The sequence below is a fragment of the Actinokineospora sp. NPDC004072 genome, assembly GCF_053604195.1.
In genome coordinates, this window is sequence record NZ_JBSGHB010000002.1 from 167645 (window position 1) to 186690 (window position 19046).

General features: G+C 72.5%; 17 protein-coding genes. 11 read left to right on the top strand and 6 right to left on the bottom strand.

The window, feature by feature from the left end:
* The first annotated feature begins 491 nt into the window (after positions 1–491).
* Positions 492–695 carry a hypothetical protein gene (locus tag ACWEPX_RS03135; RefSeq protein ID WP_451895418.1) on the top strand — a complete coding sequence of 68 codons (204 nt, stop codon included), beginning with the start codon at positions 492–494 and terminating at the stop codon, positions 693–695.
* Positions 696–735: 40 nt separating this feature from the next.
* On the opposite strand, the gene ACWEPX_RS03140 is transcribed toward ACWEPX_RS03135, so the two are convergent.
* Positions 736–1758, bottom strand: a complete 1023-nt coding sequence (locus tag ACWEPX_RS03140) for a hypothetical protein (protein ID WP_451895419.1) — start codon at positions 1756–1758, stop codon at positions 736–738.
* A 148-nt stretch (positions 1759–1906) separates the two neighbouring features.
* Here ACWEPX_RS03140 and ACWEPX_RS03145 point away from each other — a divergent pair, with 148 nt between their 5' ends.
* Positions 1907–2164: a DUF167 domain-containing protein gene (locus tag ACWEPX_RS03145; RefSeq protein ID WP_451895420.1), complete on the top strand. Its 258-nt coding sequence runs from the start codon at positions 1907–1909 to the stop codon at positions 2162–2164.
* A 35-nt stretch (positions 2165–2199) separates the two neighbouring features.
* On the opposite strand, the gene ACWEPX_RS03150 is transcribed toward ACWEPX_RS03145, so the two are convergent.
* From ACWEPX_RS03150 to ACWEPX_RS03160, 3 genes are read right to left on the bottom strand one after another with little or no spacing between them, the layout of a single operon-like run.
* Positions 2200–3033, bottom strand: a complete 834-nt coding sequence (locus ACWEPX_RS03150) for a helix-turn-helix domain-containing protein (RefSeq protein ID WP_451895421.1) — start codon at positions 3031–3033, stop codon at positions 2200–2202.
* The gene (locus tag ACWEPX_RS03155) at positions 3030–3563 is read right to left on the bottom strand and encodes a DUF6879 family protein (RefSeq protein ID WP_451895422.1); all 534 of its coding nucleotides are present in this window, start codon (positions 3561–3563) and stop codon (positions 3030–3032) included. Before ACWEPX_RS03155 ends, ACWEPX_RS03150 begins: the two co-directional genes overlap by 4 nt.
* Positions 3560–3766, bottom strand: a complete 207-nt coding sequence (locus ACWEPX_RS03160; RefSeq protein ID WP_451895423.1) for a hypothetical protein — start codon at positions 3764–3766, stop codon at positions 3560–3562. Before ACWEPX_RS03160 ends, ACWEPX_RS03155 begins: the two co-directional genes overlap by 4 nt.
* 337 nt (positions 3767–4103) lie before the next feature.
* Between ACWEPX_RS03160 and ACWEPX_RS03165 the strand changes: the two genes are divergently transcribed.
* The 6 genes from ACWEPX_RS03165 (at position 4104) to ACWEPX_RS03190 (ending at position 9794) form a co-directional block, all read left to right on the top strand.
* Positions 4104–5003, top strand: coding sequence for a phosphotransferase family protein (locus ACWEPX_RS03165; protein WP_451895424.1), 900 nt, complete (start codon positions 4104–4106; stop codon positions 5001–5003).
* Between the two features lie 132 nt (positions 5004–5135).
* Complete coding sequence (locus ACWEPX_RS03170) at positions 5136–6659, top strand: potassium/proton antiporter (protein WP_451895425.1); 1524 nt, start codon at positions 5136–5138, stop codon at positions 6657–6659.
* Between the two features lie 71 nt (positions 6660–6730).
* Complete coding sequence (locus ACWEPX_RS03175; RefSeq protein ID WP_451895426.1) at positions 6731–8041, top strand: aminotransferase class V-fold PLP-dependent enzyme; 1311 nt, start codon at positions 6731–6733, stop codon at positions 8039–8041.
* A 23-nt stretch (positions 8042–8064) separates the two neighbouring features.
* Positions 8065–8619 (top strand): signal peptidase II, encoded by a 555-nt coding sequence (lspA, locus tag ACWEPX_RS03180; RefSeq protein WP_451895427.1) that lies wholly within the window; start codon positions 8065–8067, stop codon positions 8617–8619.
* A gap of 41 nt (positions 8620–8660) precedes the next feature.
* Positions 8661–9545, top strand: a complete 885-nt coding sequence (locus ACWEPX_RS03185) for an RluA family pseudouridine synthase (protein ID WP_451895730.1) — start codon at positions 8661–8663, stop codon at positions 9543–9545.
* 48 nt (positions 9546–9593) lie between these two features.
* Entirely contained in the window at positions 9594–9794 is a 201-nt protein-coding gene (locus ACWEPX_RS03190; protein ID WP_451895428.1) for a hypothetical protein, read from the top strand.
* Here ACWEPX_RS03190 and ACWEPX_RS03195 read toward each other — a convergent pair.
* The gene (locus ACWEPX_RS03195; protein WP_451895429.1) at positions 9791–11251 is read right to left on the bottom strand and encodes an AsnC family protein; all 1461 of its coding nucleotides are present in this window, start codon (positions 11249–11251) and stop codon (positions 9791–9793) included. The two genes, ACWEPX_RS03190 and ACWEPX_RS03195, sit on opposite strands and share 4 nt — an antisense overlap.
* Positions 11252–11857: 606 nt before the next feature.
* Positions 11858–12478, bottom strand: a complete 621-nt coding sequence (locus ACWEPX_RS03200; RefSeq protein WP_451895430.1) for a uridine kinase — start codon at positions 12476–12478, stop codon at positions 11858–11860.
* 84 nt (positions 12479–12562) lie between these two features.
* On the opposite strand from ACWEPX_RS03200, the gene dnaE reads away from it, so the two are divergent.
* From dnaE to ACWEPX_RS03215, 3 genes are all read left to right on the top strand, one after another.
* The gene (gene dnaE / locus ACWEPX_RS03205) at positions 12563–16096 is read left to right on the top strand and encodes a DNA polymerase III subunit alpha (protein ID WP_451895431.1); all 3534 of its coding nucleotides are present in this window, start codon (positions 12563–12565) and stop codon (positions 16094–16096) included.
* A 58-nt stretch (positions 16097–16154) separates the two neighbouring features.
* Positions 16155–17366, top strand: a complete 1212-nt coding sequence (locus ACWEPX_RS03210; RefSeq protein ID WP_451895432.1) for a cytochrome P450 family protein — start codon at positions 16155–16157, stop codon at positions 17364–17366.
* Between the two features lie 975 nt (positions 17367–18341).
* On the top strand, positions 18342–19046 hold the full coding sequence (locus ACWEPX_RS03215; RefSeq protein ID WP_451895433.1) for a hypothetical protein: 705 nt from the start codon (positions 18342–18344) through the stop codon (positions 19044–19046).

Consider the following 19046-nt stretch of genomic DNA (forward strand, 5'->3'; position numbering starts at 1 on the left):
CCGCGCACCCCCTCCCGCGCACCCCCTCCCGCCCACCCCTTCCCGCGCACCCCCTCCCGCCCACCCCCTCCGCTCACCCACCTCCACCCGCGTCCGGTCCACCCCACTCCCTGCGCGCCTCCGCCTCCACCCGCGTGCGCTCTACCCCACGCACCTCCACCTTCACGCGCGCCGCTTCCGCCTCCACTCGCGTCCGCCCCACCGCGCTCCCGGTGCGCTTCCGCCTCCACTGGCGTGCGCCCCGCCCCCACGCACCTCCACCTTCACCCGCGCCCGCTCCACTCGCGTCCGCCCCACCGCGCTCCCGGTGCGCCTCCGCCTCCACCCGCGTGCGCCTTGCCCCCGTCCCAGCAAGGTCGCCACAGTGCATTCGCAGGCACCGACGTCGCCGACGAGGACAATGCGCCCTCAGCAGCCCCACCGGCCGCTTCCTCTCCATCTACTGGAGCCCCAGCGCCCACCAGTTCATCCAGTCCACCAACGGCCAACTCGTGGCCCGCTTCGACCCCACCTTCATCGGTTACCCCGCCGGAGCCAACGACCTGCTGCCCGCCTGGGCGCAACCCGAAGACTTCACCCTGGCCCACCTGCGCTCCAGCAGCCTCCACGCCCTAGAACGAGTCACCGGCCTGGCCTTCGCAGAAGCCTGGCTGACCGAACCACTGCCGACATACCGAATCCTGACCCCAGGTTAGGCCACAAAGGACACTGACCCAGCTGGCGGCGGGAGCAGACCTAGAACACCCACACGCAGACCGCCGCCACCAAGACCGTCGAAGCCAAGGCGGCCGTCGGCGTGCGGTACGGGTGGCTGAGGGTGTGGCGGCCGGTGCGGGCCTGGTGGGTTAGGCCGCACTCGATGGTTCCGGCGAGCAGCAGGGCGGCGAACGGGATCGCCAGGACGACTGAGCCTGCGGCGATCAGGCCGAGCACGCCCACGGCGAGCGGTCGCAGCCGGTAGGAGAACAGCGCCGCCACGGCCGCGAACACCGCTGCGGCGGCCAGCACCGGGTCCAGCGCCAGCCAGTCCGGCCCGACCGCCGGGGCCGCGGCCGTCGACGACCAGCCGATCCCCACCCCGAGCGCGAACAGCGAGCCGACCATGAGCGACAGCCGCCGTCTGCGCCTGCGCCACATCAGCCAGCCCGCGGTGGGGGCCAGCGCCAGCGCGGCCGGGGCCGTCAGCACGGCGATGACCAGGAACGCCGTCGCCCACAGGTCGGGGGTGATGGAGCGGTGGCGGCGCGGGGTCCAGAAGATGACCAGGGCGGCCACCGCCCAGACCGCGGCCAGGTTCTGCGGCCGCACCCCGACCTGCGCGGCGACCGCCAGCGGCGACACCCCGACCAGCGCGACCGCCGCCCCCGCCGTCCACCGCGACAACCCCATCCGCCGCGCCAGCCACCAGATCCCGACCCCCACGGCCACCGCGGCGAGCACCATCGGCTCGCGGACGGCCGCCAGCTCGCTGCCGTGCCGGGCGAACGCGCCGGTCATCCCGGTGCAGAGGGCCAGCTGGAGCAGGGCGAGCACCGGCGCGCCCTCGGGCAGGGCGTCCAGCTCGCGCAGCGTGTGCACCCCGACGACGTGCGCCATCTCGCCGACCTGCGCAGGCCCGCCGAGCGCGGCCACCCGGACCGCGGCGGCCAGGGCGACCAGACCGATGAGCGATCCGCGGGCGATGAGCGTCGAGTGCGGGGTGGTCGGCCTCGGCAGGGTGACGGTCCGGGGGCGGGCGCTCCAGCGTGCGGTGGTCATCGACCTCCCTTCGCGCAGCGGATCGGCCCATGCTAGACCGCCGTTCGGCCCCTTGCGCACTGCAACTTTCCGTGGTGGTCAGGTGCGTCCACCCGGGTGATCGAGTGGGCAATAACGTCCGCCGAAGGGGGAGTGACAGGATGGCCAGGTGCGATTCCGGGTGCGCGTCAAGCCGGGCGCCCGCCGCCCCGCCGTCGGCGGCCGCCACGGCGACGCCCTGGTCGTGGCCGTCGCCGCCCCCGCCGTCGAAGGCAAGGCCAACGAAGCCGTCCGCCGCGCCCTGGCCGCCACCTTCAACCTCCGCCCCCGCGACATCGAGATCATCACCGGCGCCCGCGGCCGCGACAAGATCATCGAAATCCCCGGCAACCACGACGAACTCCTAGCCCGCCTGCTGGACCAATGACCACCCGCCGTCCGGGCAGGCGGGACATGCGTTCCTCAGGGTGCGCCCGGAATGCGGCGGATGAGCTCGCGGGCGGCTTGGCCCTCGACGGCCACGGTCCACAGCGCGTCGGTCATGCGGTGGTAGAGGGCCAGGTCGTCGGCGTCGTGGACGACCAGTTCGGTGTCGCTGGTCTCGACGATCACCTGGTCGTCGATGATCCAGAAGCCGGTCAGGGGCACGACCGGCAGTCGGGCGCCGAGCGGGATGACGCCGATGCGGGCGGTGGTGATGTCCAGCAGGGTGGCCAGGCGGTCGAGCTGCCCGGCCATGACCTCGGGTGGGCAGAGCGGGTAGCGCAGCGCCGACTCGGTCATGATGATCTCGATGGTCTTGGTCTGGTCGTAGAGCACGGCCTGCCGCCGCATCCGCACCGCGACGGCCTCGTCGACGTCGGGGGAGCGGCCTGCGATCTCGGCGTTGACCAGGAGCACGTGGCGGGCGTAGTCGGCGGTCTGGAGCAGGCCCGGCACCACCGCCGTCTCGAACGCGCGGATGACGGCCGCAGCGGTCTCGATCGTGACGGCGTGCTGCTGGCGGTCCTGGAGGCCGCCGCGCGCCTGCCGCTTCCAGCTCGCCGCCGCCAGCCGCAGCTCCCGCGCGTCGGCCGCCAGCTCCGCCGCCTGCTCGCCGGTCAGGCCGGTGGCCTCGATCCACGCGGTGACGTCGTTGTCGGTGGCCAGCTGCGCGCCGGTCTCGATGCGGGAGACCTTCGACTGCGCCCAGCCGAGGTGGCGGGCGAACGCCGCGCCGGAGGCGTGCCCGGCGCGTTCGCGGAGCTGGCGCAGCCGCTCGCCGAACTCGGCGCGGCGCTGGTCGAGGTCGGTCACGGACTCCTCGTGGACTGGCGGTGCTGCTGATAGGGCGTGGCGTGCTCCCAGGCGAGGTCACGCCACGCCCGGTGCCGGGCCACGGTATCGGGCTGGTCGCTCAGCTCCGCGCCGCGCCACCGCCCGTCGTCCCCGAAGTGCATCCGGGCGACCAGCAGGCCGTCGAACAGCCAGAAGTCGTGCGACGGGAGGCCGAGCGCGTGGGCCTGGTCCTCAATGATCACGCGGATGTCCTCGCCCGCGGCAACGTTGGCCGGGGTGACGTGCTGCTGCCAGCGCAGGTACTCCGTCAGCGGCTCGGTGTAGAGCCGCACGCGCTCGAAGCGCCGCCCGGCCGCCGTGGCGGCCCGGATGCCGTCGAGCCACCCGGCCATCCAGCCCAGGTCGTCAGGCTCACCCGCCCGCCACCGCCGCAGCGGCTCAACCTCGTAGGGCTCGCAGTAGGTGGGCCGGGCCTCCCACCGGAACGCCGACCTGGTGAAGCGCGCGAACAGCTCGGCGAAGTCATCCCCGGTGACCAGCTCGCTCATGCCGACCCGGGCGCGAAGCCCAGCAGCGCAGCCGGAACCTCCACGGCGGTCTCGGTCTCGGGCAGACCGCGCTCCCGCAGCGTTGCCAGCGCCTCCGGATCGGTGATCCGGTAGCCCTGAACCACATACGTACCCCGATCGGTGGCATACAAATTCGGACACTGCCCCTGCGACGACGTGCTCCCCAGGAACGTCAGCTTCATGGCGAACTCCCCATGGGTCGGTTATGCATTGATAATGCGACCTATGCACAATCAATGCGAGCGACGGTGGAGCGCGCGGCCACCACGCTCGTGCTCCTCGGCCTCATCGCCGTAGACGCGGCCAGCGCCGGTGAGCAGGCGTCCTGCTGCTCGTGACCAGGGGGCGGTGACCGACTGGCGGAACGTTGACCGGTGTGATGGCCGAGCGCCGGACCGGGCGCTCGCTGGTCTCCGAGGAACTGATCGGGTGGCACACCTTGCTGTTCCGCCCAATGCAGCCACTGCAAGAACGGCTGCTACGACGACCCGCCACCGCCCACCTGACCCGAGAAGATCTGTGGTCCGCCGCTTCTGGGAAGGTCTGCCCGCCCTCATCCGCGCCGCGATCGAAGGTGAGGTCGGGTCGGTGCGGCGGGTGGTCAGCCCGGGGGCGGGGCGCAACTCTGACTTCTCTGCGGTCCTGCACCTCGCCGAAGGCATGGTGTTCTGCAAGGGCATCGAGATCGACGGCAAGCGCGGGGCGATGCATCGGCACGAGGCTGGCATCAACGCATGGCTGCCCACCACCATCACCCCCCGCCTGCGGTGGCACACCGAGGTGGGCGGCTGGTTGCTGCTCGGCTTCGACCACGTCCCCGGCAGGCACGCGGACCTTTCCCCGGGGTCCGCCGACCTGCCCGGCATCGCCGAGCTGGCGACCACGCTGACCACCGAACTCGCCCGCTGCCCAGCCCAAGCCCCCCGGCTCGCCCAGCAGTGGGCCAGGCTCGCCGCCTGGCGACGCCTGGCCGAGGACGGCCTGGACCCGTGGGCGCGCGAACACCTCGACGAACTGATCCACTGGGAGCTGCGAGCCATCGAGCTGGTCAACGGCGACGACCTCGTCCACACCGACCTGCACCCGCTCAACATCCTCGTCAGCGACACCGGCCCCAAGGCGGTCGACTGGGCCTGGTCACGCAAAGCCACCGCCGCGGTCGACATCGCCTTCCTGGTCCCGCGGCTCGTCCACGCCGGGCACAGCCCCGCCGAAGCCGAGCGATGGGCCGAGACCATCCCAGCCTGGTCCGCCACCGACGAGCCGACGCGCACCGCCTTCGCGGTGGCCATCTGGGGGATCTGGGAGCTCCTGGCGCGCGACAACCCGTTGCCGCATCGCGCGGCCCTCACCGCCGCGGCCGGACGTTGGGCCCGGTGGCGACTGGAAGCACCAGCGTGTGGTGATCATCACCGGTGACCGGCCCCGATCAGCAGAAGTGCCGAGGTCAGCCCGGAAACCCGCCCACCCCCCGACCCCCCACCACAAAGCGAGTTCGACGCACATCAGGCCGGTGACCTGCCTGGGGTGGAAAAATGCGGTCCGGCGGGGATGGGCTCCGTCCGAGGCCGCGGTGGGGCTTGGAGGGTGCGGGTGGGCGAGCTGACCGCGGCGCTGGGGGTGGGGGCGGCCGTGGTTCTCGTCGCCGCGGTGGCGGTGCGGGTGGCGGTGCGGTTGGGGATGCCGTCGTTGCTGCTGTACCTCGGCATCGGCGTGCTGCTCGGCGAGACCGGGTTGGGGATCCAGTTCTCCGACGCCGGGCTCACCCAGTCCCTCGGCCTCGCCGCGCTCGTGCTCATCCTGGTCGAAGGTGGCCTCACCACCCGCTGGGCCGACATCAAACCCGCCGTCGGACCCGGCCTCGCCCTCTCCACCGCAGGCGTCCTCATCAGCATCGGCATAGCCGGGGCCGGTCTGCACTACCTCCTCGGCCTCGACTGGCGCACCGCCCTGCTCTGGGGCTCCGTGCTGGCCTCCACCGACGCCGCCGCCGTGTTCAGCGTGCTGCGCAGGCTCCCCATCACCCGCAGGCTCGCGGGCTCCCTCGAACTGGAGTCCGGCATCAACGACGCCCCCTGCTACATCGCCGTCGTCCTGCTCGTCGGCACCGAGCCGATCGGGTGGGACGCCGCGGCGCTGATGGTCTACGAGCTCGTCGTCGGCGCGCTCATCGGCGGGGCGCTCGGCTGGCTCGGCGCGGGCGCGCTGCGGCGGGCCGCGCTGCCCGCCACCGGCCTCTACCCGCTGGCCGCGGTCTCGGTGTGCGTGCTCGCCTTCGCGGGCGGGCAGTTCGCGCATGCCTCCGGCCTGCTCGCGGCCTACCTCTGTGGTGTCGTCCTGGGCAACGCCCGGCTGCCGCACCGCTCGGACACGCTCTCCTTCGCCGAGGGCCTGGGCTGGCTCGCCCAGATCGGGCTGTTCGTGCTGCTGGGCCTCTACGCCAGCCCCGGCAGGCTGCTCGACGCGATCATCCCCGGCCTGGTCGCGGGCGCGGTCGTCACCTTCATCGCCCGCCCGGTGTCGGTCGCGCTGTCGGTGTCGTGGTTCCGCATGCCCTGGCGCGAGCAGGTCTTCCTCTCCTGGGCCGGGCTGCGCGGCGCCGTCCCGGTCGTGCTCGCCATGATCCCGATGGCCCAGGGCAGACCCGGGGCCGAACGGCTGGTCGACGCGGTGTTCGTGCTCGTCATCGTGCTCACCCTGCTGCAGGGCACCACGCTCCAACCGCTGGCCCGGCTGCTCCGCCTCGACTCCGGCGCCCACCCCCGCGAGGTGCAGGTCGACGTCGCCAGCCTCGACGAGCTCGACGCCCACCTCCTCCAGATCACCATCCCCAAGGGCTCCAAGCTGCACGGCGTCTACATCGCCGAACTGCGCCTGCCACCCGGCGCGATGGTCAGCCTGGTCACCAGAGGCGGCACCGCGTTCACCCCCGAGCAGACCACCCGCCTCCAGGAGGACGACCACGTCCTCGTGGTCACCACCGAATCCGTGCGCGACGCCGCCGAGACGCGCCTTCGGGCGGTCGACCGCGCAGGCCGCTACGCCCGGTGGCGGGGCGAGACCGGGACGGCATGAGCCTTCTGGGATAAGGCGCGTGACCCGCTCCTCGCTACCGTCGGGATGTCGTCATGCCCGAGGAGGTAGTCATGGGGGTAGCCGCGCACCACCCCGAGGCCGACTTACCCGCCGTCGTCGGCGCGGGCCAGCGCGTGCCGCTGATCGACGGCAAGCTGATCGACTACGCCAACCTCGACCACGCCGCCAGCGCCCCCAGCCTGACCGCCGTGCGCGCGGCCGTCGACGACCTGCTGCCCTGGTACGCGGGCGTGCACCGGGGCGCGGGCTTCCCGTCGAAGGTCTCCACCCGGGTCTACGAGAACGCCCGCGAGACCCTGCGCCGGTTCGTCGGCGCCGGGCCGGACTCGGCGGTCGTGTTCACCCGCAACACCACCGACAGCCTCAACCTGCTCGCCCGCGCCCTGCCCGAGGGCACCCCGGTCGTGCTGTTCGACACCGAGCACCACGCCGCCCTGCTGCCCTGGCGCGACGCCCACCACCTGCGCACCCCCGACCGCGCTGAGGACACCGTCGACGTGCTCGACCACGCCCTGAGCGGGCTGCGGGCGGGCCTGGTCGTGCTGACCGGCGCGTCCAACGTCACCGGCGAGGTCTGGCCGGTCGCCGCGCTCGCCGAGGTCGCCCACCGCCACGGCGCGCGGGTCGTCCTCGACGCCGCCCAGCTCGCCCCGCACCGCCCGGTCGACGTCACCGCGCTGGGCGTGGACTACGTGGCGCTCTCCGGCCACAAGCTCTACGCGCCCTTCGGCGTCGGCGCCCTCATCGGCCCCGCCGACTGGTTGCAGCGCGCCGAGCCCTACCTCATCGGCGGCGGCGCCACCCGCACCGTCGCCGACGGCTTCGCCGTGACCTGGTCGGACGCCCCGCACCGGCACGAGGCGGGCTCGCCCAACGTCGTCGGCGTGCACGCGATCGCCGTCGCCTGCGCGACCCTGGCCGCGTCCTGGCCCGCGGTCGTCGCCCACGAGGAGACCCTGCTGGCCCGCCTGCGCACGGCGCTGGCCCACGTGCCCGGCGCCACCGAGCTGGCCATCTTCGGCCCCGACCACGACCGGGTCGGCGTGGTCAGCTTCACCATCGACGGCGTGGACGCCGGGCTCGCGGCCGCCGTGCTGTCCGCCGAGCACGGCATCGGCGTGCGCGACGGCGCGTTCTGCGCCCACATCGCCGTCCGGCGGCTGGCCGGGCGCGCGTGCGGCGGCACCCAGGCGGTGCGGGCCAGCGTCGGGCTGGGGACCGCGCCCGAGCACGTCGACCGCCTCGGCCGGGCGCTGCGCCTGCTGGTGGCGCGCGGGCCGCGGGCGGAGTACGCCGTGGTCGACGGCCGCTGGAGCCCGGTGCCCGACCCGCGTCCGCTGCCCCGGTTCCTCGCCGCCTGAGCCCGGCGTTGGACAATGGGCGGGTGAGCAGCGAACACCCGACCGAGACCACGCCGGAACCGGCGGCCGACCCCGTGCTCCCGTGGCGCGGGCTGTGGCTGATCGCGACGGCCCTGCTGGCCTATTCGGTCGACCTGGTGACCAAGGTCATCGCGGTCGCCACGCTGGAGCACAAGGAGCCCGTCGAGGTGCTCGGCGGGCTGGTCTACCTGCAGCTCATCCGCAACCCCGGCGCCGCGTTCTCGATGGCCACCGGCATGACGTGGCTGCTCACGCTGGTCGCCACCGGCGTCGTCATCGGGATCATCTGGGTGCTGCCGAAGCTGCGCTCCACCGGCTGGGCCATCGGCCTGGGCCTGGTGCTCGCGGGCGCGATGGGCAACCTCACCGACCGGCTGTTCCGCGCGCCCGGCTTCTTCGAGGGGCACGTGGTGGACATGATCTCGGTGTTCGCGCCCAACGCCGAGGTCTTCCCGGTGTTCAACGCCGCCGACTCGGCCATCACCATCGGCGGCATCCTGATCGTCCTGCTCACCCTCCGCGGCCGCGACTACGACGGCAAGGTGGTCAAGAAGTGAGGGACGCGCGCACCCTGCCCGTCCCCGACGGGCTCGACGGCATGCGGGTCGACGCGGGCCTGGCCAAGCTGCTCGGCCTGTCCCGCACGGTCGTCGCCGCCCTCACCGACGCCGGTGACGTGCTGGTCGACGGCGCCCCGGCGGGCAAGTCCGACCGGCTGGTCGCGGGCAGTTGGCTGGAGGTCACCCTGCCCGAGCCGGAGCGGCCGGTCGAGGTGCAGGCCATCCCGGTCGAGGGGATGGTCCTGCTGCACGAGGACGACGACATCGCCGTGGTCGACAAGCCCGTCGGCGTCGCCGCGCACCCCAGCCCCGGCTGGACCGGGCCGACCGTGATCGGCGGGCTCGCCGCGGCGGGCGTGCGCGTGTCGACCTCGGGGGCGGCCGAGCGGCAGGGCGTCGTGCACCGGCTGGACGTGGGCACGACCGGGGTGATGGTCGTGGCCAAGAGCGAGCACGCCTACACCGTGCTCAAGCGCGCGTTCAAGGAGCGCACGGTCGAGAAGCGCTACCACGCGCTCGTGCAGGGCCACCCCGACCCCAGCGTCGGGACCATCGACGCGCCGATCGACCGGCACCCGCGGCACGACTACAAGTGGGCGGTCGTGGCGGGCGGCAAGCCCAGCATCACCCACTACGAGACGATCGAGGCGTTCCGGGCCGCGTCGCTGCTGGACGTGAAGCTGGAGACCGGCCGCACCCACCAGATCCGGGTGCACTTCTCGGCCCTGCGCCACCCGTGCGTCGGCGACCTGACCTACGGGGCCGACCCGGTCCTGGCAGGCAGGCTGAACCTGACCCGCCAGTGGCTGCACGCCCGCACCCTGGCCTTCCACCACCCCGCCGACGGCCGCTGGGTGTCGTTCACCAGCGAATACCCGGCCGATCTGGCCGCCGCGCTGGAGATTCTCAGCATCGAATCCTGACCGCGGGTCGGCTAGGTTGGGCTGAACCGACCCCCGCGGAGGACGCCCATGAACGCGCCCCACGACGACGCCCCGTTCGCCCCCGGCGGCATCCTGGACGGCGGCGTCGCCCCGCCGGTCATCGGCGCCCCCGCCGACGAGCCCCCGGTGGCCTACGACCGCGAGCCGCCCACCAGCCCGATCCCGGCCCAACCGGCGGAGGAGCCGCGCAAGCCGGGCCTGCTGGGCAGGCTGTTCGGCCGCTCCTAGGGCTCCACCCGCCACGTCAGCGCCCGCGACTCCTCATCGGGCCGCGGCGTCCAGCGGACGGCGGTGATGGCGATGTCCTCGGGGACCACGTAGACGGTGTGCCCCCCAGCGGTCTCCCCGGGCGCGACCCCGATCCGATGCGCAGGCCGCGACGACAGGGACACAGGCGCCTTGCCGATCTCCTGCCCGTCATCGGCGACGAGGACGAGGTAGAGGTCCGGCAGCCCAGCGAACTTCACCGGCCCGCGGTTGACCAGCTCGGTGTGGACGACGACGGAGCGCTCACCTGGTTGCAGGGTGTAGCCGGCAGCGGTGAACAGGTAGTCGGCCGGATCGACGACCTCGATCAACTTGATCGTCAGCCGCTCGCCTTCGAGCCCCTCGGTCTCCAACGCCTCACCCGCGACGCCTTCCCGCCGCAGCACGGGCCGGGGGGCGGGTTGCGTCCGCTCCATGCTGTTGGGCGGCTGATCACCACGCGCCCAGGTGGAGGTCTGCGGCGGCCCCCAGGTGTTGATCGGATCACCGGGATCGGGCGGCGGCAACTGCTGCGCAGGAAACGGCTGACTAGGCGGCGCATACGGCCCGACCGCGTACGGCCCACTGCCCGGGGCGATGTGGTGGGGGCCGCTGGGCGGGGTAAGGGAGTGCGGACCGCTGCCAGGGGAGTGTGGGCCGCTGCCAGGGGCGAGGGAGTGCGGACCGCTGCCGGGGGAGTGTGGGCCGTTGCCGGGAGAGTGGAGTCCGGTGCCGGGGATGGCAGGCTGCGGACCGCTGCTGGGAACGGTGGGACCGCTGCCGTAGAACCCCTGCCCCCCGGAACCCCCCTGCTGCGGATTCCCCCCAGGAATCCCCTGCGGATGGTGCCCAGGAGAGCCTTGCGGCGGGCTGCCGGGAACCATCTGCCCGTACCCAGCCTGCTGACTGCCGTCCGGACTGGCTTGCCCGGCAAAGCCCTGCGCGTTGCCACCGGGGACCATGTGCCCGTAGCTGGCCTGCTGGCTGCCGTCCGGACTGGCTTGCCCGACAAAGCCCTGCTGCGCGTTGCCACCGGGGACCATCTGCCCGTAGCCAGCCTGCTGGCTGCCGTCCGGGCCGGTTTGCCCGGGAAAGCCTTGCGGCGCGCTGCCACCGGGACCGGCCGTCTGCGGACCGCCGGGCACTCCCGGATAGGCCCCACTCGGCAAGTTCTGATTCGCCGCGTGCTGCGGATACGGCTGCGCGGGGTAGCCGGGCGCGTACCCGTACCCCGGCTGCATCCGCGCCAACGCAGCCCGCAGCCCGTTCGCGTCGCACTCCACCCCGACCAGCAGCGGAAGCCCCGACGCCGACAGCGCCACCAGCCGCGAGGCCACCTCACGCGGATCCATCCCCAGCCGCCCGGCGACCTCGTGCACGGCCGCCCGCCCCATCTCGGCGACCACGCCGAGCAGGCGAGCGTCAACAGCATCCGTCACGCAGCGCACGCTACCCGGTCCCCCAGGCAACCGCCCCGGAAGCCAACGGACAACACGACCCCAACCCCGCTCGGTGATCACCCGATCGCCCACAGCGGCCACCACCCCGAGCCCGCACCGCGCCCCTGCCCGCACCGCGCCCGAGCGCACACCACCTCCGAGCGCGCACCGCGCCCACCGAACCCCACTCGCCAGCCCCGCCTCGCCGCTCACCGGGGGCGTTCACCCGCCACCCCGCCCGGCACCGCTCGCGCCCCACCCCAGCGCCGCTCGCACCTGCCCCAACCCCCAGCCCTCAGCAGCGTTTCACCCGCCACCTGCCCAGCACCGCCCGCCTCCCGCGGCCCGCCCGATCCCCTCTCGCCAGCCCCGCTCACCTCCCCGCCCGGCGACGTCCGCCCGCCACCCCACCCAGCACCGCCCGCCCCCGCAACCTCACCCGCCGCCCCACCGACCTGCCACCCCCACTCTCCGGCCCTACCCCGCCAACCTGCCACCGATCCACCGGCTCCACCCCCACCGACCTGCCACCCATCCACCGGCTCCACCCCTCACCCCATCCACTCGCCCACCCCCCACCGACCTGCCACCCCATCCACCGCCCCCTCACCCCACCCGCCGAGCCGGACGGCGGGGGTCGTCCACCCGCGCCGCGATATCTGCCGTCATCAGCGGATCCACCTCCACCTCATAACGCGCATAAGCAGGCAGAGCCCACGCCTCCTCCAACCGCCGAGCCAACGCCGCCGGAGTCATCGACAGATGCACCGACACCTCGTGCGGCAGCCCCCGCCCCAGCAGCAACTCCCCGTCGACCACCACCACCCCGCCCGCGGGCACCTCCACATACCCCGCCCGCGTAGCCCGGTCCGCCACCGCGTCCCAGAGCGATGGCAGCACCCGGCCGCTGCCGCCCGGGCTGAGGGGGTCGAGCACCTCCCGCCGCAGCGCGCCCTCGTCCAGCCACCCTTCGTAGCGGGCGTCCGGGTCCTCCCGGCCGCGCTCGAACCGCAGGGACGCCGGACGCAGGAAGTCGCCCGCCCGCACCCGCACGACCGGTCTGCCCAGCACCCGCAGCCGGTCGGCCACCGCGTCCGCAAGCGCTCCCGGGGACGTCGGCGGAGCACCGTCGACCAGGGCGCGCGACCACTCCCCGCGACCGGACACAATGATCAACTCCGCGGTCTCGTCGGCCAGTTTCTCCTGTGTCGTAGGGGAAAACCGCACGTCGCCATCCTGCTCGTCGAACAGTTCGATGACACCCCGGCCCCAATGCCGCGGGGGGCGGGCCGTCAGTAATAGGGTGCCCGGGTGGCCGCTGACTCCTTCGCTCACCTGCATGTGCACACCGAGTACTCGATGCTCGACGGAGCGGCCAAGCTCAAGGACATGTTCGCCGAGTGCGAGCGGCTGGGGATGTCCGCGGTGGCGATCACCGACCACGGGCACACCAACGGCATCTACGACTTCTACAAGCAGGCCACCGCCGCGGGCATCAAGCCGATCCTCGGCATCGAGGCCTACCTCGCGCCCGGGTCACGCTTCAACAAAGACCGCGTCCGCTGGGGCGACCCGTCCCAGAAGGGCGACGACGTCTCCGGCTCCGGCGCCTACACCCACCAGACCATCTGGGCGCGCAACGCCACCGGCCTGACCAACCTGATGAAGCTCTCCAGCCGGGCCTCCCTGGAGGGCCAGCTCGGCAAGTGGCCCCGCATGGACCGCGAGCTGATCGCCGAGCACGCCGAGGGCCTGATGGCCACCACCGGCTGCCCCTCCGGCGAGGTGCAGACCCGGCTGCGCCTGGGCCACGACGCCGAGGCGCTGGAGGCCGCGGGCGCCTGGCGCGACATCTACGGCAAGGACAACTTCTACGTCGAGCTGATGGACCACGGCATCGAGATCGAGCGCCGGGTCCGCAGCGGGCTGGTCGACATCGCCCGCAAGCTCGACATCCCCTTCGTCGTCACCAACGACTCGCACTACACCTACCGCAGCGACCGCGACGCCCACGACGCGCTGCTGTGCGTGCAGACCGCGAGCACCCTGCAGGACCCGACCCGCTTCCGCTTCGACGGCGACGGCTACTACCTGAAGTCGCCCGACGAGATGCGCGCCGTCGACGCCTCCGAGCCGTGGCAGGAGGGCTGCCGCAACACCCTGCTGATCGCCGAGAAGGTCGATCCGTCGGGCATGTTCGAGTTCCGCAACCTCATGCCGCGCTTCCCCATCCCGGACGGCAAGACCGAGGACGAGTACTTCCGCGAGCAGGTCTGGGCGGGCATGCACCGCCGCTTCCCGGACGGCGTGGACGAGGAGCACCGCAAGCAGGTCGAGTTCGAGATCGGCGTCATCCAGCAGATGGGGTTCCCGGCGTACTTCCTCGTCGTCGCCGACCTCATCCAGTGGGCCAAGAACAACGGCATCCGGGTCGGCCCCGGCCGCGGGTCGGCCGCGGGCGCGCTGATCGCCTACGCGCTGGGCATCACCGACCTCGACCCGCTGGCCCACGGCCTGATCTTCGAGCGCTTCCTCAACCCCGACCGGGTTAGCCCGCCCGACATCGACATCGACTTCGACGAGCGCCGCCGCGGCGACGTCATCCGCTACACCACCGAGAAGTGGGGTTCGGACAAGGTCGCCCAGGTCATCACCTTCGGCACGATCAAGGCCAAGGCCGCGATCAAGGACTCCGCGCGGGTGCTCTACGGCCAGCCCGGCTACGCCATCGCCGACCGCATCTCCAAGGCGTACCCGCCCGCGGTCATGGCCAAGGACATCCCGCTCAACAGCCTGTTCGACCCCCAGCACAAGCGCTACGCCGAGGCCACCGAGATCCGCGAGCTGTACAACAGCGACCCGCAGGTCAAGGAGATCATCGACACCGGCCGCGGCCTGGAGGGCCTGATCCGCAACGCGGGCGTGCACGCCTGCGCGGTCATCCTCTCCGCCGAGCCGCTGATGGAGTCGATCCCGCTGTGGAAGCGGCCGCAGGACGGCGCGATCATCACGCAGTTCGACTACCCGACCTGCGAAGCGCTCGGCCTGCTGAAGATGGACTTCCTGGGCCTGCGCAACCTCACCGTCATCGACGACGCGCTGCACAACATCGAGCGCAACAACAAGCCGGTGCCGGACCTGGAGACGCTGGACCTCACCGACAAGCCGACCTACGAGCTGCTCTCCCGCGGCGACACGCTCGGGGTGTTCCAGCTCGACGGCGGGCCCATGCGCGACCTGCTGCGCCTGATGCGCCCGGACAACTTCGAGGACATCTCGGCCGTCGGCGCGCTCTACCGGCCCGGCCCGATGGGCGCCAAGTCGCACACGAACTACGCGCTGCGCAAGAACGGCCAGCAGGAGATCACCCCGATCCACCCGGCGCTCGCCGAGCCCCTGGAGGACATCCTCGGCACGACCTACGGCCTGATCGTCTATCAGGAGCAGGTCATGGCCATCGCCCAGAAGCTCGCCGGGTACACGCTCGGACAAGCGGATTTGCTCCGCCGGGCGATGGGCAAGAAGAAGAAGGAAGTCCTGGACGCGGAGTACGTCAACTTCGCCAAGGGCATGAAGGACAACGGATATCCCGACGACGCGATCAAAACGCTCTGGGACATCCTGGTCCCCTTCGCCGACTACGCCTTCAACAAGGCCCACTCGGCCGCGTACGGCCTCATTTCCTACTGGACGGCCTACCTCAAGGCCAACTACCCGGCCGAATACATGGCCGCGCTGCTCACCAGCGTCCGCGACGACAAGGACAAGGCCGCGGTCTACCTCGCCGAATGCCGCAAGATGGGCATCACCGTGCTGCCGCCGGACGTCAACGAGTCCGCCCGCGACTTCGCCCCGGTCGGCGAGGACATCCGATTCGGACTCGGCGCGATCCGCAACGTCGGCGCGAACGTGGTGGAATCGATCATCCGGGCGCGCAACGAGAAGGGTGACTTCACCGACTTCTCGGATTTCCTGCGCAAGGTGGACGCATCGGCCTGCAACAAGAAGGTCGTCGAATCGCTGATCAAGGCGGGCGCGTTCGACTCGCTCAAGCACCCGCGCAAGGGCCTGTTCCTGGTGCACACCGACGCCATCGACGCGGTGATGGAGACCAAGAAGGCCGAAGCCGTCGGCCAGTTCGACCTCTTCGGCGCGGGCGGCGAGGGCGACGAGGACGTCACCAGCGTCTTCGACGTCCGCGTGCCCGACGAGTCGTGGGAGTCCAAGCACCAGCTCGCCCTGGAGCGGGAGATGCTGGGCCTCTACGTCTCCGGCCACCCGCTCGACGGCGTGGAGCACATCCTCGCCGCCCAGTCCGACACCCCGATCGCGGCGATCCTGGAAGGCGGCATCGCCGACGGCGCGCAGGTCACCGTCGGCGGCATCCTCGCCTCGGTCAACCGCAGGGTGAACAAGAACGGCGAGCCGTGGGCGTCGGCGCAGCTGGAAGACCTCAACGGCGGCATCGAGGTGCTATTCTTCCCCAAGACCTACGCCGTGGTCGGCATGAGCGTGCTGGAAGACGCGATTGTGCTGGTCAAGGCCAGGGTGGCCAAGCGGGAGGACCGCACCTCGCTCATCGCCAACGATTTGGCCGTGCCCGATCTGACCGTTTCCGACGCGCCATTCCGGTTGAGCATGGCGGCGACGAAATGCACCCCGCAGATGGTGACGCAGCTGAAAGACGTGCTCACCGCGCATCCGGGCCGCACGGTCGTGCACCTCAAGCTCATCAACGGGCACCGGCAGACGCTGCTGCGGCTCGATGACGGTTTGAGCGTGACGCCGTCACCGTCGCTGATGGGCGATTTGAAGGCATTGCTCGGACCGGGCTGCCTCACCTGATCATTTCGGTACCCTGGGGATGGCGGGATCGTCCCTGAGGGGGTTTCAGGTGTCCATATTGGAACACGATGTCGTGCTGAACGTGGGCGATGAGTTCGTCCAGGATCCGCACGGCTTGTACGCCCAACTGCGCGAGGCGGCTCCGGTCCGCCGCGCCCAGCTGCCCGGCGAGATGCAGGGCTGGCTGGTCACCCGCTACGCCGACGTCCGCGCCGCCCTGGCCGACCCGACCCTGAGCAAGGACTACCGGGGCATGGTCGAGCTGGTGAAGCGCCACTACGGCGACGTGCCGATGGACGGCTTCGGCGCCGAGCTGGCCAGCCACATGCTCAACACCGACCCGCCCGACCACACCCGCCTGCGCAAGCTGGTGAACCGCGCGTTCACCACCCGCCGCGTCGAGGGCCTGCGCGAGCGCGTCCACGAGATCACCACATCGCTGCTGGACGCGATGGCTGAGGGGCCTGATGAGGTCGACCTGCTGACCGCGTTCGCCTTCCCCCTGCCCATGACCGTGATCTGCGAGGTCCTGGGCGTCCCGGACGACGACCGCGACGACTTCCGCAGGTGGACCGGGGTCCTGCTGTCCTCGGCGGGCCCGGAGGAGATGCAGGCCGCGAGCGCGTCGATGCTGGAGTACCTGCTCAAGCTCATCGCCGCCAAGCGCGCCAACCCGGGCGAGGACCTGCTGACTGCCCTCTGCGAGGCCAGCGAGGACAACGACCGCCTCAGCGAGACCGAACTGGTCTCGATGGCCTTCCTGCTGCTGGTCGCGGGCCACGAGACCACGGTCAACCTCATCGGCAACGGCATGCTCGCCCTCCTCCGCACCCCCGACCAGCGAGCCGCCCTCACCGCCGACCCCACCCTCCTCCCCGGCGCCGTCGAAGAACTCCTCCGCCACGACGGCCCCATCAACATCGCCACCCTCCGCTACACGACGGCCCCGCTGACCCTCAGCGGCGTCACCATCCCCGAGGGCGAATTCGTCCTCCTCTCCCTCACCTCCGCCAACCGCGACCCGGCCCGCTTCCCCAACCCCGACACCATCGACGTCCACCGCGCCCCCGGCGCCCACCTGGCCTTCGGCCACGGCATCCACTACTGCGTCGGCGCCCCCTTGGCCCGAATGGAAGCCGAAATAGCCCTAGGCGAACTCCTCCGCCGCTTCCCCACCCTCACCCTCGCCACCACCCCGACCACCACCCTCCGCTACCGAAGCAGCGCCATCATCCGCGGCCTCGAATCCCTCCCCGTCCGCGTCCGCTGACCCCCAGCCACCGCACCGCCAGCGCGTCGGCGGTGCGGTGGCCCGGTGGCCCACCCCACCAACCCTCACCGCGCACCACCCGCCCCCTACCCCCACACCCGCACCCCGCCGCACCCGCACCCGGCCCGCTGCCGCCCCACCCCGCCGCCGCTGCGCCCCCGCTGCGCCCGCTGCCACCGCACCCGCGCCTTGCCGCGCCCGCTGCCGCTGCGCCCACCGCCGCCGCGTTCCGTCGCACCCGCTCCCGTGCCCCCCATCCGCACCCACTGCCGTCGTGCCCACTCCCGCCGTGCCCGCTGGTGCCGCGTTCCGCCGCACCCACGCCCGTGCCCCGCCCGCCGCACCCGGCCGCGCCCGCTGCCGCCGCATCCGCCCCCGCTGCGCTCGCTGCCGTCGCCTCGCCGCGCCCACTGCTGCCGTGCCAGCCCCCGCTGCGCTCGCTGCCGCCGCGCCTCGCTGCGCCCGCCCCCGCTGCGCCCGCCCCCGCCGCGCTTCGCCGCGCCCGCTGCCGCTGCTGCCCAACCCCGCGCGTGCTGCTCGCAGGTCCGTGCCTGCTCTCGCCGGGAGGCATGAGCCCACCGCTCGCCCCTCCATGCCGCATCCCCCGGAAGCGCACCTAACCAAGGCGGGCGCCCGCCAAGGCCGCTGCCCGCGGCCGCAGCCCGCCCCCTCCGCCCCCGAACCTCCGCGCCAGCCTCCGCCCGCCAGCCCCACATGCCGCCTGGCGCACGCCTCGGGCAGGCATCGCCACGCACCGCTTCCCCCGGACCACTGCCTCGACCCCTCACCCGCAGCGAAGCGTGCTCCTGACCAGGCCCGGAAGCCGCCGGACGGGCCGTTGGGCCGGCCCGGCGAAGGCAGCCGTCCTTCCGGGCTAGCGGCACGGCAGGCGTCCGGGACTGTGATTGGTGATTGAGGCTCGACATCCGGTGTGGCGACCCGCGAACCGTCGGGGGCCGGGGTAGCGTTCGACGGGTGCGGGGGCAGGACGAGGGTTCCGGGGTGGTGGCGGCGCGGCTGCGGCGGGTGTGGGGGCGCCTGGGGGCGGTGGCGTTGGTGGGGCCGTTGATAGGCATCGTCGTCTCACTGCTCGGGGACTGGCGGCTGGTCGTGCTGCCCGTGGTGCTCGCCCTGGTCGGCGTGGCGTGGTTCAGGGCCATCCGGTTCCGGCCGCGGCGGTGGCCCGTGCGGGCGGCGGTGCTCGGGGTGGCGGCAGGCGCGGTCATCGGGGTCGGTTGCGGGAGCTGGCTCATCGGGGTCGCCGCGGCGTTAGCGCTGGGGGCGGGCGGCTGGTGGGTCGCCGACAAGGCCCGCGCGATCGTGCTGGAGCCCTACACCCCGGAGCTGGCCGACTCGCCGGTCGAGGTGCCGTGGCAGGCGCGGGGGGCTCGGGGGTTGGAGCTGGTCGTGGGGACCGATCGGATCTCGTTGGCCGGGGGGCGGTTCAAGACGGTGCGGCCCGCGGTGGCGTTGTCGGGGGTCGGGAGCGTCGAGCAGGTGATGGTCGCCCGGCGCGCCACCTTGCCCGTGCCCGGGGTCGGCGAGGTCCGGGTGACGGTCACCCCCGGTCCCGCCGTGCGCATCACCGTGCCGCCGGGGGAGTGGATAGTGCCCACCGACCACGGCCGCGAGATCGCCCGCCTCGTCGCGCGGCGCAAGGCGCTGGCCGGGGTCGACTAG

Bases quoted from the DNA above. Each gene is read 5' to 3' on its own strand.
- ACWEPX_RS03140 (WP_451895419.1), bottom strand. From the start codon at position 1,758: ATGACCACCGCACGCTGGAGCGCCCGCCCCCGGACCGTCACCCTGCCG.
- ACWEPX_RS03155 (WP_451895422.1), bottom strand. From the start codon at position 3,563: ATGAGCGAGCTGGTCACCGGGGATGACTTCGCCGAGCTGTTCGCGCGC.
- ACWEPX_RS03160 (WP_451895423.1), bottom strand. From the start codon at position 3,766: ATGAAGCTGACGTTCCTGGGGAGCACGTCGTCGCAGGGGCAGTGTCCG.
- ACWEPX_RS03170 (WP_451895425.1), top strand. From the start codon at position 5,136: ATGGGCTCCGTCCGAGGCCGCGGTGGGGCTTGGAGGGTGCGGGTGGGC.
- ACWEPX_RS03175 (WP_451895426.1), top strand. From the start codon at position 6,731: ATGGGGGTAGCCGCGCACCACCCCGAGGCCGACTTACCCGCCGTCGTC.
- ACWEPX_RS03185 (WP_451895730.1), top strand. From the start codon at position 8,661: ATGCGGGTCGACGCGGGCCTGGCCAAGCTGCTCGGCCTGTCCCGCACG.
- ACWEPX_RS03190 (WP_451895428.1), top strand. From the start codon at position 9,594: ATGAACGCGCCCCACGACGACGCCCCGTTCGCCCCCGGCGGCATCCTG.